This window comes from Sphingorhabdus sp. EL138 (assembly GCF_945882965.1).
Lineage (GTDB): Bacteria > Pseudomonadota > Alphaproteobacteria > Sphingomonadales > Sphingomonadaceae > Sphingorhabdus_B.
The window spans coordinates 1-14746 of sequence record NZ_CAMCWY010000021.1; the positions used below are offsets into that span (position 1 = coordinate 1).

The 14746-nt window shown below is 54.8% G+C and carries 13 protein-coding genes, 1 tRNA gene and 1 pseudogene; 8 read left to right on the forward strand and 7 right to left on the reverse strand.

The features are described from left to right. Positions 1-35: 35 nt before the first annotated feature. Positions 36-1230 (reverse strand): annotated as a pseudogene (locus tag Q0N43_RS09530) (IS3 family transposase). 36 nt (positions 1231-1266) lie between these two features. Here Q0N43_RS09530 and Q0N43_RS09535 point away from each other — a divergent pair. After that, the gene (locus Q0N43_RS09535) at positions 1267-2103 is read left to right on the forward strand and encodes a hypothetical protein (RefSeq protein ID WP_295445773.1); all 837 of its coding nucleotides are present in this window, start codon (positions 1267-1269) and stop codon (positions 2101-2103) included. 125 nt (positions 2104-2228) lie between these two features. Continuing rightward, a complete protein-coding gene (locus tag Q0N43_RS09540; protein WP_295445775.1) occupies positions 2229-4265 on the forward strand; it encodes a DnaJ domain-containing protein in 2037 nt (678 codons plus the stop codon). Between the two features lie 706 nt (positions 4266-4971). On the opposite strand, the gene Q0N43_RS09545 is transcribed toward Q0N43_RS09540, so the two are convergent. Next, positions 4972-5061: transfer RNA gene (locus Q0N43_RS09545), tRNA-Ser, on the reverse strand. A gap of 97 nt (positions 5062-5158) precedes the next feature. Between Q0N43_RS09545 and Q0N43_RS09550 the strand changes: the two genes are divergently transcribed. Next, entirely contained in the window at positions 5159-5359 is a 201-nt protein-coding gene (locus Q0N43_RS09550) for a hypothetical protein (RefSeq protein ID WP_295445777.1), read from the forward strand. Positions 5360-5401: 42 nt separating this feature from the next. On the opposite strand, the gene Q0N43_RS09555 is transcribed toward Q0N43_RS09550, so the two are convergent. From Q0N43_RS09555 to hemC, 3 genes are read right to left on the reverse strand one after another with little or no spacing between them, the layout of a single operon-like run. Beyond that, a complete protein-coding gene (locus Q0N43_RS09555; protein ID WP_295445779.1) occupies positions 5402-6220 on the reverse strand; it encodes a hypothetical protein in 819 nt (272 codons plus the stop codon). Next, the gene (locus Q0N43_RS09560) at positions 6217-6942 is read right to left on the reverse strand and encodes a uroporphyrinogen-III synthase (protein ID WP_295445781.1); all 726 of its coding nucleotides are present in this window, start codon (positions 6940-6942) and stop codon (positions 6217-6219) included. The genes Q0N43_RS09555 and Q0N43_RS09560 overlap by 4 nt, the downstream gene beginning before the upstream one ends. Beyond that, the gene (gene hemC / locus Q0N43_RS09565) at positions 6939-7874 is read right to left on the reverse strand and encodes a hydroxymethylbilane synthase (protein WP_295445783.1); all 936 of its coding nucleotides are present in this window, start codon (positions 7872-7874) and stop codon (positions 6939-6941) included. Before hemC ends, Q0N43_RS09560 begins: the two co-directional genes overlap by 4 nt. A 42-nt stretch (positions 7875-7916) precedes the next feature. Here hemC and tsaD point away from each other — a divergent pair, with 42 nt between their 5' ends. From tsaD to Q0N43_RS09580, 3 genes are read left to right on the forward strand one after another with little or no spacing between them, the layout of a single operon-like run. Beyond that, positions 7917-8951 carry a tRNA (adenosine(37)-N6)-threonylcarbamoyltransferase complex transferase subunit TsaD gene (gene tsaD, locus Q0N43_RS09570; RefSeq protein ID WP_295445785.1) on the forward strand — a complete coding sequence of 345 codons (1035 nt, stop codon included), beginning with the start codon at positions 7917-7919 and terminating at the stop codon, positions 8949-8951. After that, complete coding sequence (locus tag Q0N43_RS09575) at positions 8948-9943, forward strand: NAD(P)H-dependent glycerol-3-phosphate dehydrogenase (protein ID WP_295445787.1); 996 nt, start codon at positions 8948-8950, stop codon at positions 9941-9943. Before tsaD ends, Q0N43_RS09575 begins: the two co-directional genes overlap by 4 nt. Positions 9944-9984: 41 nt before the next feature. Beyond that, a complete protein-coding gene (locus Q0N43_RS09580; RefSeq protein ID WP_295445789.1) occupies positions 9985-11481 on the forward strand; it encodes an oligosaccharide flippase family protein in 1497 nt (498 codons plus the stop codon). On the opposite strand, the gene Q0N43_RS09585 is transcribed toward Q0N43_RS09580, so the two are convergent. Next, positions 11478-12473, reverse strand: coding sequence for an adenosine kinase (locus tag Q0N43_RS09585; protein WP_295445791.1), 996 nt, complete (start codon positions 12471-12473; stop codon positions 11478-11480). The genes Q0N43_RS09580 and Q0N43_RS09585 overlap by 4 nt on opposite strands. Positions 12474-12545: 72 nt before the next feature. Here Q0N43_RS09585 and Q0N43_RS09590 point away from each other — a divergent pair, with 72 nt between their 5' ends. Both Q0N43_RS09590 and Q0N43_RS09595 read left to right on the forward strand, forming a co-directional pair. Beyond that, on the forward strand, positions 12546-13208 hold the full coding sequence (locus Q0N43_RS09590; protein ID WP_295445792.1) for an EI24 domain-containing protein: 663 nt from the start codon (positions 12546-12548) through the stop codon (positions 13206-13208). Further along, complete coding sequence (locus Q0N43_RS09595; RefSeq protein WP_295445794.1) at positions 13205-13597, forward strand: hypothetical protein; 393 nt, start codon at positions 13205-13207, stop codon at positions 13595-13597. Before Q0N43_RS09590 ends, Q0N43_RS09595 begins: the two co-directional genes overlap by 4 nt. Here Q0N43_RS09595 and queG read toward each other — a convergent pair. After that, positions 13594-14688, reverse strand: coding sequence for a tRNA epoxyqueuosine(34) reductase QueG (gene queG, locus Q0N43_RS09600; protein WP_295445796.1), 1095 nt, complete (start codon positions 14686-14688; stop codon positions 13594-13596). The genes Q0N43_RS09595 and queG overlap by 4 nt on opposite strands. Positions 14689-14746: the final 58 nt, after the last annotated feature.

Consider the following 14746-nt stretch of genomic DNA (forward strand, 5'->3'; position numbering starts at 1 on the left):
TGACAGGCCCCCCATTGAGTGGTCCGGTTTGATTGTTAGTGCATGATTGCCTCCTTGGCCAGTGTTGACCGTAGGTGGAGCGAAGCGGAACCGGAGGACGGCACTGGCCAAGGGACGGTCTGTGGTGCGGGTGGGCGATAACCAAGCGAGCTATGTGGTCTGACAGTATTGTAATGCCGCCGCCATGCTTCGATCAGGATTTGGGCTTCGGCAAGGCTGTAGAAGATTTCGCCATTAAGCAACTCGTCACGCAAGCTGCCGTTGAACGATTCACAATAGCCATTCTCCCACGGGCTGCCAGGCGTGATATAAAGCGTCTGCACCCCTATCTGTGCCAACCAGCCTTTGACGGCGGTGGCAACGAACTCGGGGCCATTGTCAGACCGTATATGCGCTGGCGGGCCGTGGATGACGAACAGATCAGCTAAGATAGCCAGAACGTCAGCGCTTCTGATCCGGCGTGCAACCAACAAGGCCATACACTCCCGGCTCGCTTCATCAATGATTGCAAGGATCCGGAACTTGCGACCATCATGGGTTCGACCCTCGACAAAGTCGTAAGCCCAGACATGCCCCGGATAATCAGGGCGCAGCCGGATGCACGAACCATCGTTCAGCCACAGCCGTCCGCGCTTTGGCTGCTTCTGCGGCACCTTAAGCCCTTCACGCCGCCAGATGCGCTCAACCCGCTTGCGGTTCACATGCCAGCCTGCGTCACGCAGGAGCGCTGTCACACGCCGATAGCCATAACGACCATATTGGCGTGCCAACTCGATAATGTCTGCGGTCAGGGATTCCTCGTCATCCGCCCCGCGCGGAACTTTACGCTGCGTCGATCGGTGCTGGCCCAGAACGCGGCAGATGCGGCGTTCAGAGACAGGTAGTTCCTTGCGGATGTGATCAATACAGCGCCGCCGTCGCGCGGGGCTTAGTAGTTTGTGCTCTGCACGCCTGGCGGCTCCCCCGAGCAGCCTCTTGCAGGATCAGCTTGTCGAGAGTGAGATCTGAGATCGCACGGCGCAGCCGCGCATTCTCTTTCTCAAGCTCTTTCATCCGCCGCGCCTGATCGGTCTTCAGACCGCCATATTCCTTGCGCCAGCGGTAATAGGTCTGCTCGCTGATCGATAGCCGGCGGCAAGCGTCCGCTGTCGTCCCTCCCTGCGCCAGCACAATCTCTGCTTCACGCAGCTTGCCGATAATCTCCTCCGGCGTGTGTTTCTTGCATGGCATTCGTCTTTTCCTTCCGTGTCCAAAATAACATAGATTTTGGACCAACCAGAAGGGGGCAGGTCACTTGGACCGCCAGCTACGCTAAAGGTAACTGCTCGTACATTACATATCGACGGGACTATAACGCATAAGGTCACCGAACGGTTTCAAGCCCTGATTAATCAACACCCCGATATTGATCAGGTATCGATATCATCGTTTGGTGGTCGAACTAACGCTGCTGTTGCGATTGCTGCAATTATCTCCAAACGAAAACTTAACACTGTTGCTGTCGGAGAATGTTCCTCGGGATGTACGTTTATCTTCCTCTCCGGCAAAATTAGAAAGTTTGATATCAATTCGTCATTGGGTTTTCACAGCCCAAAGATACTCGGGCTTAGTGACCTTCAGTCACGGTTAGAATCTCCCGCTGTGACAGAAGCGTATCAAGCTGCTGGATTATCCAGTGCATTCATAGATGAAGCTTTGAGCACCCCCTCAGCCTCAATGTGGTATCCAAGCGACGATGTTCTTATCAAGGAAGGTGCCGTCCATTTATTCACGCAAGATCGCATTAAGCATGATCACGAGCAGGAAGTGGAATATTTTCGGACTAACGGTCCTTTGAAAGTAGATAGGCTGACAAAGGTAGTTAGCGCAAAGACAGACAAAAACTCTATTACATACACATACGTCATTGCAGGTCGATCTGAAGAGGTTGATTGGGATAGCATGGTCGTTCTGGCAAAATATGATGCCAATGCAGCGATATGCCGAAATGCTGTAACCAATGTGATGGTGAAATCAGGTGCTAGTTACACCTATTTGTATGTTGATGAAAATGGTCAGAAGGTTGGATCGGTAATGATTGATAAATGCTACAATACCGTGTGATGCCGCATGGGTAACAAATATCACAAGTATCAATATTTACGTGTTGTTTTTGGCTAGCTAAAAAATTCCGACGAACACATATGTTCCGCTAGCCAATTGGTGGCGCAGATTATTAGGGTCAAAACGTGTCGGAAAAGAACCTCTACGAAATTCTTGGGGTTCGCCCTGATGCATCACAGGCTGAAATACGTGCCGCATATCTGAAGCTGGCCAAGCAATGGCATCCTGACCGTAACACCGGAAATGAAGCCGAAGCAGAGCGGCGGTTCAAGGAAATCGCACACGCCTTCGAAGTGCTATCGAATTCAGAAAAACGAGCAGCTTATGATACTGCCCGCGAACAATCGTCTGGCTTTGAAAGCACGATGGACGAAGCTGATGCTTTTGACCTGTTTATCTCGGTGCTGCTCGACCTTGCATTCGAATTAGCTGAAAACGGTGCTGACCAGATCACTATCTACCAAGCCCTTGTAGACATGGGCTGTCCTAGCGGGACTGCTAAAACACTTGCACAAAAGGCTCACAAGCTTGGTGGTAAAAGCGATGCTGGCAAGTCGAGTGGGAAAAGTGCCAAGCCCAAGGCGGAGAGCCGCCGTGGAAACGGTGGTGGAGGAGAAACCACAAATGCGACAGCTAGTGTACCAAATGAACCGGATGAAACATTTCCGGCAGGGCCGTGGTCCCGTTGGTTCGCAAGATCGCTAGATTTGCTGGTAGGCGCTACAGTTGCGTCTCCGCTGATTGGTTTGTTAGTCCAGTTTATGTGGACATTACCGCCATTTCCTTCACCTGATCGGATAGCCCTCTATCTGCTGGCAATAGTTCCTTTACCGTTCATTGTTGATGCAATCATTGTGGGTGTCTTTGGGAACAGTCTTGGAAAGGCGCTGTTGAAAATCAAAGTGCATTCGAAACTAACCGTCGATGGAGTGGAAACACTTCAGCCGATTTATTTTGACGAAGCAATTCAGCGAAATTTTGAAATCTGGGTCAAAGGCTACTGGTTCAGCATACCCATTCTAGCTGCTATTCCTCAATTTTTGGCCTTTTTGAAGGTATCGGATGGAAAGCAAGTTCCTTGGGATATGGCACCTGATTTTGAGCGTGTTAAGCAAACGGATGCTGAAAATTTATCGGGGAAAGCGATCCCAGAGAAGCAGAGATTCTTCGTCTTGCGGCAAAAAACACGATGGGAATTGATTGTAGCTTTTGTTGTGTGTGTCATTGCTGCGCCTATTGCCGGAAAGGTTGGTGCTGAGCTTTTTGTTGGTTCGTTCCCTGCGTTGATGGCGAACGAGATGGCTTCAGCCCCCGAAGTTTTGGCTGCAGACGCAGCCGATGACGCAACAGAACCTGCTACTGACGCATCAGGTGCCAATGCACCCGATTTAGAAAATACTTTTGCCAATATAACGTTTGAAACTAATCCAAAAAATGGGACAATTTTAATTAATGGGAACGAGTACTCTTCGCCGTTGACTCTTAGCTATCCGCTAAATGAATATAATATACAGTCAAAATACATAAATATAATTGGCGGCTACGCTTATTGGAATGATCGCTCAGCATCTTTTAATTATCCAAATATAAAAGTGAATCTTGATGAGAATTTTACAGGTTCTTTCACATTTAATCGCGCTCCCTCTACAGAAAAATTTTCAATAAATGAGAGTATAATCGATAAAAATTCCGGAGATTATGAAAATATAGTTAAAAATACGGGAGAATCTTTCCCAAACTCAAAGTCAGATGCAGATAATTACAGCGAAAAAAACGAGAAGGTTATCGTTGATCAACCCTACAACTTTGTAGGAAGTTGGCGTGGCCTTGGCCAAGACGAAGGCATGGCATGGGAAATCATAATAAATATCACCGCCGGAAGTCAGTTAGATCAAATCGTAGGGGAAAGCTCTTATACTAATCGAGATGGGTTTTCCGCGAGTTGCAAGGCGCGGTTGAAGTTATTTTATATCCAAAGTCAAAAAATAATTATCCAAGAGGAAAAAATAAATCCTATTTCTGTTGGTTGCATAGGATCACCTGCTGGAAAAAATATTATTATACAAAAAAGTACTAATGGTAGGTGGTACGGCGTATGGTCTAAAATAAATGGTTCGCGAAATGTTACAATGGTGGCATACCTAAATCATTATGTGGATTGAGAATGATTGATATTTTTAAAAATATGTGCAGATAGACACAATCGCAGACGATCTTTTAAAGCCGATGAAAATATTTCCATCAGAATTTATATTCATAGGTGATTGTCGATTGATGGAATAGGTTTGGTAATTTCGATGCATTCTTTTCGACTGCGATTCTCTGCGCAATGAGCTAGGGCGTGTTGCGGATTTTGCTCAAAATTCTCTATATCCCGTTAGCTCCATTGAAACATTGATGCCATGGCTCCGTCGTTACGGTTTGGAGCATCTCGCGACATAGGCGGGCGGTTGTGATGTTGTTTAGGCTCTCATGATTGCGCTGATGGGCGCAATGCTAGAGGAACGCATCGATCTCCCGTTCGAGATCGCTGGCCAGGATGTCGTTTTCCAGAAGCATGTGGTTCTTGAGTGTGTGTTACCAGCTTTCGATCTTGCCCAATGTTTCCGGATGCATAGGTGCACAGTAAACTTTACATCTTGGTAAATTATGGCTTGCAGTGAGAGATAGTCTTACACACCGGGCGGGGGGTTAATTCCAAAGTCCATGCCCCCCCAAAAAAACGGGAACAAATATTGGTTTAGATTAGAGATCGAGGTCCGAAACCCCAGCTTACCCCAATACCACTTAAAAGTGGGGCTAAATGTGGGCCCGATGACATGTATTTCAATTAATACTCATAAAATTTATATACTTAACGAAAGTAACTGGCGGAGACGGTGGGATTCGAACCCACGATAGAGTCACCCCTATACACACTTTCCAGGCGTGCGCCTTCGACCACTCGGCCACGTCTCCGCATTCCCCTTAGGGACGCACGCCCCTAGCCGCTCCTTTGCGCTTTCGCAAGGCACAGTGATTTGCCATAATGCATCAGATGAAAAGATAGCTGACTTTGGTCGCTTGCGCGGCTTTGTGCGCAGCCTTCCCGCTTTTGGCGCAGGAGGCCAAAATCTACCCCGCGCCGTCGGAAATGGTCGCTGCGACCGAAGCGGATGAGTGGGTGGCGATTGAATCTTCTGACCTGGTGATCATGGAACTCGCGCCCGATTCGAAAGGCAAGCCACGCCGCGTGGTGGTTCAGTTGATTCCTTAACCCCGACATGGACCGCAGGCGCAAAGGCCGAACGGATTCGCCTCACGGCGTTGCGGAAGCCCCGGCGGCAGGCGCTTGAGCAGGTGATGGCATAGTTACTGGCAAGACCACAGGGCGGATCAAGGCCATTTGTTCCAAACGATCAAGCGCCTTACGGGCATCGGCATAACGTTTTGCGCGGATCATCCACGACTGGGCCGCAGGGGCGCCCGGCATCGCGGCGACGTCCAACATCGCGGCTGACATATTGCCCGCCTCAACAAAGGCTTGGGCGCGGATCAGGCGCTGTTCGGGGGTGCGCGTCGGCCCGTCATCCCGGCGCAACACGAAAAGCTGCGACAGCTCATCTTTTACGGTTTCCCAAGCGCCATTATCGCGATGACCGGAGACCAATATAGGCGCGAGTTCGCTAAGCTCTGTCTGTAGTTTATCGATGGTGACGGGCGCCTGCGCTGCAGAAATAATGGTTGCAACCGCCTGCGGCTGCGTTGCGCCAAAGCGAAGCCGTAGCTGTTCAGCCAGATATCCCAAGGATGCGCCATTATCGAGCGTCCGGCGCACGGCAAATGTCAGCAGCAGCCCTTCACTACGCACCGCGTCACCCGATATCGCGGGGTCCGTTACATAAACCGGAACCACTTGCCCCGCGACCTGCGCCGTTGTGCCAGCCGACGGCAAAAGCGCAGCGGCGTTTTCTGCTTCCGCTGTTTCTTGAGCTGACGGCGCGAGAATACCAAAGCTATCAGCCAGCCACCATGTCGCCGCCCCGCCGCCGGTAAAGGCGACCAGAAGCAAAAGCATGAAATGCTTGAATTTCATCCCGCCAGCCGAAGCGGACTGTGCCGTTGGATAATTGCTCATATCGGTCCTTCAATAGCCGCGCCGCGCTCGTCTTGGCAATAAGGGAGCGTAAACTGTCCTTGGATCGCTTTCAACAATGCCGCATCATTGGGCGCTTGCGCTATAATCATTCCCCCCCAGTTCTCCCCAGCCGCCTTGGCAATCGCGTTCGAAAATGTCGCGAGCGTGACGGCGGCGCGCGGCAAGCTTATGCTAGCACACAGCTCTGCAAAATGCTGGGCAGCGCGCGACGAATGCAGAATCACGACATCGCTTTCGGTGACGTGACGCACAAAGTCGTCCGGCACGCTGACGGCGGCGCTTCGGTAAACGATTTCAATGTCGATACGGACACCATCGATAGGCGCAATGGGGCTATGATCTTCACCTGCCAGCCATAACAACCGTTGATGGCCGTCGGCGACTGCACGCCGCACCAGCGCGTCAACGCCTTCAGACCCTGTTTGAGCAACGGGCAATGACAATATTTGCAGTGCGCTGGCGGTGGCACTGCCAACGGCATAAATTGGCTTGGCATGGTCCTGGCTCAGAAACTCTACCGCCGCGCGCGCGGCGTTGCCGCTGGTCAGCAGTATCGCGTCATAACCATCTGCTGAGACGCGCTGCGCGGGCAGATGCTCGATAGCAAACAACGGCATGAGAATGGGTGCATGCCCCGCCGCGCGCAGGCGATGCGCAGTCGCATCCGCCCCAGGTTGCGGTCGGATAATCAACAGTTTCACGATGCGAAAATACCGCGCAACTTAAGGCTCGCTTTGCCCAATAATTCCTGCGCAAGCAGCGCCGGGCCATCGCCACCGATAGCGTACAGACATTCGCCCGATTGCAGTTCGCTTCCGTTTGCGGTGAAAATGTCGGCGCGTAGTCGGATCTGCGCCCCTTCAACCCGCGCCAGTGCCGCAACCGGGGAATGGCAATTGCCTCCAACAGCCGCCAGAAACGTGCGCTCGGCATTGACGGCCACAGATGTATCTGTGTCGTTGATAGCCTCTAACAAGGGGAATAGGTCGGCGCGGCTGGCCAATCGGTCAATGCCGACGGCGCCTTGCGACGCGGCGGGCAAAAACGCATCGAGCGATAGTTCAGCGCCCACCCCGGCCATACCCAAACGGTCAAGCCCTGCGGCGGCAAGCAGGGTGGCATCGGCGTCCCCTGCGTCGATATGCGCAAGCCGGGTCGCGACATTGCCCCGCAGTGGCACAATCTGCAAATCAGGCCGCACCCGTTGCAGTTGCGCCGCGCGCCTGGGGCTCGACGTGCCGACACGCGCGCCTTGTTTTAAATCACCAAGCGACGCAGCCCCAATCAACCGGTCATGAACGTCGGCGCGCGGCAGCATCGCAGAAATGACAAAAATGTCGGCGCGCCATGTTTCGACGTCTTTCATCGAATGGACGGCGATATCAATCTTATCATCAATCAACGCGCGTTCCAGTTCCTTGGTCCAAAGCGCTTTACCGCCAATATCGGCCAGTGGCCTGTCCTGAATCTTGTCGCCGGTCGCCAGCATCGGAACAAGCGTGACCGCGTCATCGGGCAGATTGTGCACCGCTTTCATAGCCGCCATGGTCATCTCGGCTTGGGCCAAAGCCAGCGGAGAACGGCGGGTTCCGATGCGCAAAGGACGCTCGGCTGTGAATATTGAACATGTCATGCGGCTTGTTCATAGCGACGCGTCCACCTATGGGAAAGCACAATGGCAATCATTCTCGGTCTTGAATCAAGCTGCGACGAAACCGCAGCGGCAATCGTGCGGTCCGACCGGGCAATCTTAAGCCATGCCTTGGCCGGGCAAGAGGATCATCACCGCGCCTTTGGTGGCGTCGTTCCAGAAATTGCGGCCCGCGCGCATGTCGAGTTGATGACGCCCTTGGTCAAAACGGCGTTGGCCGATGCCGGACTTACCCTTAACGACGTTGATGCCATTGCCGCGACCGCTGGCCCTGGCCTTATTGGCGGCGTGATGGTCGGACTAGTAACGGCAAAGGCGCTTGCCATGGCGTCAGGCAAGCCGCTGATTGCCGTCAACCATCTTGAAGGCCATGCCTTGTCGCCGCGACTTATCGATGCGGATCTGGAATTTCCCTATTTGCTGTTGCTTGTGTCGGGCGGCCATTGCCAGTTGCTGCGCGTCAACGGCGTTGGCGATTATAACCGTCTTGCGACCACCATTGATGATGCAGTCGGCGAGGCGTTTGACAAGACTGCAAAAATCTTGGGTCTAGGCTTTCCCGGCGGGCCTGCGGTCGAGCAAGCCGCCGCCATCGGCAACGCCAACAATGTGCCCTTGCCACGGCCGTTAAAAGGGGCAGATGAGCCGCATTTCTCCTTTGCAGGCCTCAAAAGCGCCGTCCTGCGCGCGCACGAGTCGGGCCAGTATAGGATACAGGATATCGCCGCATCGTTCCAATTGGCGGTCATCGACTGCCTTTATGACCGTATAACCTATACGTTAGATCGCATAGATGCGCCTGCTGCCTTGGTGGTGGCTGGCGGTGTTGCGGCCAATGTGCCAATCCGTGAGATGCTCGAAAAGCTCGCTGCGCAACGTGGGATGCGCTTTGTCGCCCCGCCCTTATGGTTGTGCACCGACAATGGCGTCATGATCGCTTGGGCCGGAGCAGAGCGCTTTGCCATGGGTCTCACAGACGGGCTGGACTTTGTCGCGCGGCCCCGTTGGCCGCTTGACCCCCATGCCGCACCCGCGCGCGGCGCAGGCGTCAAAGCATGAGCGCGGGCAGATATCCCGTCGGCATCATCGGTGGCGGCGCATGGGGCACTGCGCTTGCGGCAGTCATGGCGCAAATCCATGATAGAGTCTTGCTATGGGCCCGCGAAGAAGATGTCGTGCGCAGCGTCAACGCCCACCATGAAAACACCCTGTTTCTGCCCGGAATGCCGCTGTCGCCAAAGATTGAAGCTACCGCCGATCTCGCACGCATGGGTGCATGCGAGGCACTTCTGATTGTTACCCCAGCGCAGCATGTGCGCGCGACCTTATCCGCACTTCCCGACACCCAAGCGCCGCTGATCCTGTGTGCCAAGGGGATTGAGGCTGACACGCAAATGCTGGTGTCCGACGTCGCGGCGCACGTGCGGCCGCACAATCCTTTGGCGGTGCTTTCCGGCCCTACATTTGCGCATGAGGTCGCGGCTGGAAAGCCAACCGCCGTGACGCTTGCGACCGCAAGCCCAGCGCTTGGTTCGGCGCTGATGCGCAGTATCGCCACCCCTTCTTTCCGTCCCTATTGGTCCGATGATGTCGTTGGCGCGGAAATTGGCGGCGCTGTTAAAAATGTGCTCGCCATTGCCTGTGGCGTTGTCGACGGCGCTGGCCTTGGCCTGAATGCGCGCGCCGCGTTAATCGCGCGCGGCTTTGCCGAAATGCAGCGTTACGGCCTTGCGCGCGGTGCAAAAGCCGAAACGCTTGCGGGGCTGTCAGGGCTCGGTGATCTGGTACTGACGTGCAGTTCGGAAAACTCGCGAAACTTCTCCTTAGGCCGTGGTCTTGGGCAAGGACGACCTGGGGAAAATCTGCTCGCCGACCGCAAGACTGTGGCCGAGGGTGCCTTTACTGCACCAGTGCTTTTGAAGTCGGCCACGTCTCTGTCTGTCGAAATGCCCATCGTTTCAGCCGTTTGCGCGTTACTCGCTGGCACGGCCACCGTGGAGGCTGTGATGACCGCGTTATTGGCCCGTCCACTCAAGTCCGAAAGCTGGTAACTTCGGCCTGAATGCGCTATTTCACGCACAAAGGACTGCATTTGAGCACAGCGAGAACCGACGAAGAAGACATTCAAGCGCTCGCCAAGGGCGGTCGCACAAATGTCTTTGGATTCGTGCTGCGGCTGGCGGCGCGAATCCCATTCTTGTTCATCGCGGGCCGGCTTTATGGTCCCGAGGCACTTGGCCGCTTTGCTTATGCTATTTTGATCGTTGAATTTGCAGCCCAGCTTGGGTCGCTTGGCCTGCGCCGGGGTCTTGCAGAACTGCTGTCCAAGGATGATCGGCCGCACGCCCATATCATCGCAGATTGCTTGCTTGCCGCGATGGTCGCTTCGGCGCTGGGCGCTGCATTTTTGATCGCGTTCCCGCAATTCATGTTTCCCAATAGCAGCACCAACGGGTTTGATCGATTCTTGCCACTGGCGATTTTTGCGATTGTGGCAACGGATGTGGCGCTGTCCGCGCTTGCCTATAAATTTGACATCCTGTCCACCGTACGCGCACGCGCAGTGGTCGAGCCTTGGACGATCAGCATCGCTGCGGGTGTATTATATTTTTATTCCGCCCGCGATGGCCTGATCCTGGCTTATGTCGCCTCTTTGGCGGCGGCATTGGTCTTTGCGCTGTGGCCCTTATGGCGCAGCTATGGCCTTCCGCGCGGCTGGCGGCCAAGCCCGACGCGCTCGCTTGGCATTGCGCGGCGCAACCTGCCGCTCGCCGCTGCAGATGCAGCTGAATGGGGCAGCCGACGGCTTGACCTTGCCATATTGGGGTTGTTCGCCTCGCCAGCCGTGGTCGGAATTTATTATGTCGCGCAACAAGTCGCGAGCTTGCCGCAGAAGTTGAAAACCAGTTTCGACCCAATTTTGGGGCCAGTCATTACCCGCAATTTGCAGACGCAAAACTATGCGGAAATCGCCAAGCAAGTAGGCCAAGTCGGCTTCTGGATCATAGCGGCGCAGGCGGGGATTGCATTGGCGCTTGGTATCCCGGGCGAGGCCGTGATGGGGCTGGTGGGCCCTCAATTTGTGGGCGGCGTTATAGCGCTTGCCTTTTTGCTCGCAGCAGAGGTCACTGCCGCCCCCGCCGTCGTGAGCGAATCCGCCTTAGTATACATGGCACGCTACCGAAATTTTTTGATCTCGCTCGGCATGCTGATGGTTCAGGCATTGGTGAGTGTTGGCCTGATCATACTCGTCGACGACTTACCCATTACGCCTGAACATGTCGGCCTATATCAGGCGGCAGCGGTGGCGTGCGGCCTGACAATCTCGCTTGGGATCGGGTCGCTTATCAAATCCCGGTTTCTGTCGCATTTGCTTGGGCGGACGATTCGTTTCTGGCGCTGGACGCTGCTGATTGCCGTCGCTGCTGCTGCGCTGCTTGGATTCATTATCGTCAGCGTGCCCGACCGATTTGAATGGGTCGAACTCACAATCGGAATTCCCGCAATTCTCGGTCTTTATGGCTGGATCATCTGGCGCTGGGGCTTTGGCCCCGAAGACCGGCTACTATTCCGCAAGAAACGCCATTAACTTAACCGTTTGGCAACCAAATCCGCAATGTCTGCTTCTGGCCGCGCGCCATAATGCGAGATGATTTCCGCTGCGCACACCGCACCCATGGTCAGGCAATCCGCCATTGGGCGCCCCTGCGCAAGGCCAGCAAACACACCGGACGCGAACAGGTCGCCTGCACCTGTGGTATCGACCAATTGCGCCACGGGTTCAGCACCGACTTCCGTGCGGACACCATTTTCGACGGCAATCGCGCCATGTTTGCCGCGCGTGCAGACGAGCAATGGAACCTTCGCGGCGATGGCGGCAACCGAAGCTTCGAAATCATCGCTGTTGTTCAGCGCGCAGATTTCAACTTCGTTGGAGAATAAAATGTCAATACGACCGGCGTCCATTTCGGCCAAGAAATCAGTACCATGGCGCGAAATCACAAATGCATCTGACAAGGTCAAAGCCACCTTGCGGCCAGCCGCGCGCGCAACGTCAATGGCGGTGCGCATGGCAGCACGTGGTTCTTCAGGGTCCCACAAATAGCCTTCAAGATACAAGATCGCCGCGCTTTCAATCAGCGATGTGTCGATGACCGATGCAGGCAGATATTGGGACGCACCCAAAAAGGTGTTCATTGTGCGCTGCGCATCGGGCGTGACCAATATGTAGCAACGTGCGGTCGATGGCGCACCGTCGCGGGCAGGAATGTCGAAATGAATGCCGCCTGCGCGAATGTCATGCGCGAAAACTTGACCAAGCTGATCGGTTGCAACTTGCCCGATAAAGGCCGTCTTGTGGCCAAGCCATGCCAAGCCAGCCAAGGTGTTCGCCGCCGAACCACCGCTAATCTCCCGGGCAGGTCCCATATGCCCGTAAAGTGCCTGTGCGCGTTCTTCGTCGATAAGCTGCATGCTGCCCTTTGTGAGGCCTTCGCTTGCGATGAAAGCATCATCGGTATCGGCGATGATATCCACAATGGCATTGCCAATTGCAAGGACGTCGAAGCGGGTCTCCGTCATAAAGGTTCCTGTTTAAGCCAAGCGCGCCCTAGTTGGATTGGACATTTCCGGCAAGCGGTTTAGAACGGCCCGATGATCCAAGCGCTAATTCTTTCGTTCCAAAGCCTTTCCGACAGGCGTATCTTTGCTGTCTTGGTGAAGGTGACCATTCTCACTATTGTCAGCTTCCTCATTCTGGGCATTGGCCTCTGGTTCGCCCTGCTATGGGTGTTCGGATGGCTCAATGTGAATGATGGCGGCTTTTGGTCGGGCCTGCTCACCGTTGCCGTTATCGTCCTGTCCGGCTTCTTATTGTTCCGCGTTTTGGCCGTTGCGATAACATGGGTTTTTGCCGATGACATCATCGATGCCGTCGAGGATCGACATTATCCACGGCAGGCCGCATTCAGCAAACGGCCAAGCCTGGGCGCTGGCGTGCACATGGCCATGCGGTCGATAATACGCGTGCTTGGCTATAATCTCCTCGCTTTACCGCTTTATGTGCTTCTGCTGTTTACCGGCGTTGGCACAGCGATTGCGTTCCTGTTGATCAACGCGTTGCTTTTGGGTCGGGACTTGGAGGACATGCTCATCGCGCGGCATGGCGCAAAGGGCGCGATTAACAAGCTACCCCGTCTGATGCTGGGACTAATGGGAACTGCCGGAATGCTGGTGCCGCTTATCAACCTTCTGGTGCCCATTCTGGCAACAGCCACGGCGGTCCATTGGGTCCATTCGGGAAATTCGAAGCTATGAAGCATGCACTCCCCCTCACCGCAACCGCTTTGTTGCTGGCAGGCTGTGTCTCGGCGCCTGAGGCGCGTGCGCCAGCGCGTCAGCCCGCAATGGTTGAGCGCACGGCGGCGTCTTTCCCGCCCCGCCCCGTGATTGTAACGCCCGGACTTGAAGGGGTGATTGGTAAAGACGCCAATGCCATAAAACGCTTATTCGGCGAACCACGGCTGGACGTTGTCGAAGTTTATGGTCGCAAGCTGCAGTTCGTCGGCAAGCCCTGCATCCTTGATGCGTTTCTCTATCCCGAACGTAAAGGTGCACGCGAAGTCGTCACTTATGTAGATGCCCGCAGAAGCGACGGAGCCGCCGTAGACCGCGCCGCTTGCATTGCGGCCCTGCAACGCCGCTAGGTTGTGGCATCCCACTCGGCACGGACCGACAGATCTCGCTCGGTGGGCAAATATTCCATACGCCTTTGCGCAAATGCCTCAGGTGACAGCCGCCCCAACGCCCAGATCGCCGCGCCGCGAACCACAGGTGCAGGATCGGCCAGCAAAATCTCAATCTGCGAAATAAGCCCAGCATCCGTGCCATTGCCAGCCGCGATCAAGACATTGCGTACAAACCGGTCACGTCCGATCCGTTTGATGGGCGATCCGGAAAAGAGTTGCCGAAATGCGGCATCATCCAATGTCAATAAATCCGCAATCTGCGGCGCAACCAGTTCCGCGCGGGGTGAAAACGCCTTATGCGCAGTTGCCGTTTCGGCAAATTTGTTCCACGGACACACGGCAAGACAGTCATCGCAGCCATAGATATGATTGCCTATTAATGGCCGAAGTTCCAAGTCAATTGGTCCCTTATGCTCGATCGTCAAATACGAGATGCAGCGGCGGGCATCGAGGCGGTAGGGCGCGGGAAAGGCATTGGTCGGACAAATGTCTAGGCACGCGCGGCATGATCCACAACTGTCTTCGGCGGGCAAAGCGGGCTCAAGCTCAGCGGTGGTATAAATCGCGCCCAAAAACAACCAACTGCCATGTTCTCGGCTCACAACATTGCTATGCTTACCCTGCCAGCCAAGCCCGGCGGATTGCGCTAGGGCTTTCTCCATCACTGGCGCGGTATCGACAAAGACTTTGACGCCTGCATCTGCTTCATGCGCCAGCCATCCCGCCAGCCGCTTGAGCGCGCCCTTCACGACATCATGATAATCGCGCCCTTGTGCATAGACCGAAATGCGTGCGCGCGTGTCTTGGTCGGCAAGGACCATGGGATCATGCGGCGGGGCATAGCTCATCCCCAGCATGATAACGGATTTGACCTCGGGCCATAAGATGTCCGGATTGGCGCGTTCATCGGCGCGGCTTTCCATCCAGAGCATGTCGCCATGCAAGCCTTCGCGCAGCCATTGTCGAAGTCGTTCGCCTGCCGCCGGCGCAAGACGGCCAGGCGCGATGCCAAAGGCAACAAAGCCTTCGCCTTTCGCACGATCTTGCAAGGCGTTAACTAAATTTCTATTGTCTCTCTTCACGCGCTGACCCTATTCAACACCCTCA

What these genes read in the sequence shown, in the direction of transcription:
- Q0N43_RS09595 (WP_295445794.1), top strand. Translation starts at nt 13,205, where the DNA reads ATGAAGCATGCACTCCCCCTCACCGCAACCGCTTTGTTGCTGGCAGGC.
- hemC (WP_295445783.1), bottom strand. Translation starts at nt 7,874, where the DNA reads ATGACATGTTCAATATTCACAGCCGAGCGTCCTTTGCGCATCGGAACC.
- Q0N43_RS09575 (WP_295445787.1), top strand. Translation starts at nt 8,948, where the DNA reads ATGAGCGCGGGCAGATATCCCGTCGGCATCATCGGTGGCGGCGCATGG.
- Q0N43_RS09555 (WP_295445779.1), bottom strand. Translation starts at nt 6,220, where the DNA reads ATGAGCAATTATCCAACGGCACAGTCCGCTTCGGCTGGCGGGATGAAA.
- Q0N43_RS09585 (WP_295445791.1), bottom strand. Translation starts at nt 12,473, where the DNA reads ATGACGGAGACCCGCTTCGACGTCCTTGCAATTGGCAATGCCATTGTG.
- tsaD (WP_295445785.1), top strand. Translation starts at nt 7,917, where the DNA reads ATGGCAATCATTCTCGGTCTTGAATCAAGCTGCGACGAAACCGCAGCG.
- Q0N43_RS09590 (WP_295445792.1), top strand. Translation starts at nt 12,546, where the DNA reads ATGATCCAAGCGCTAATTCTTTCGTTCCAAAGCCTTTCCGACAGGCGT.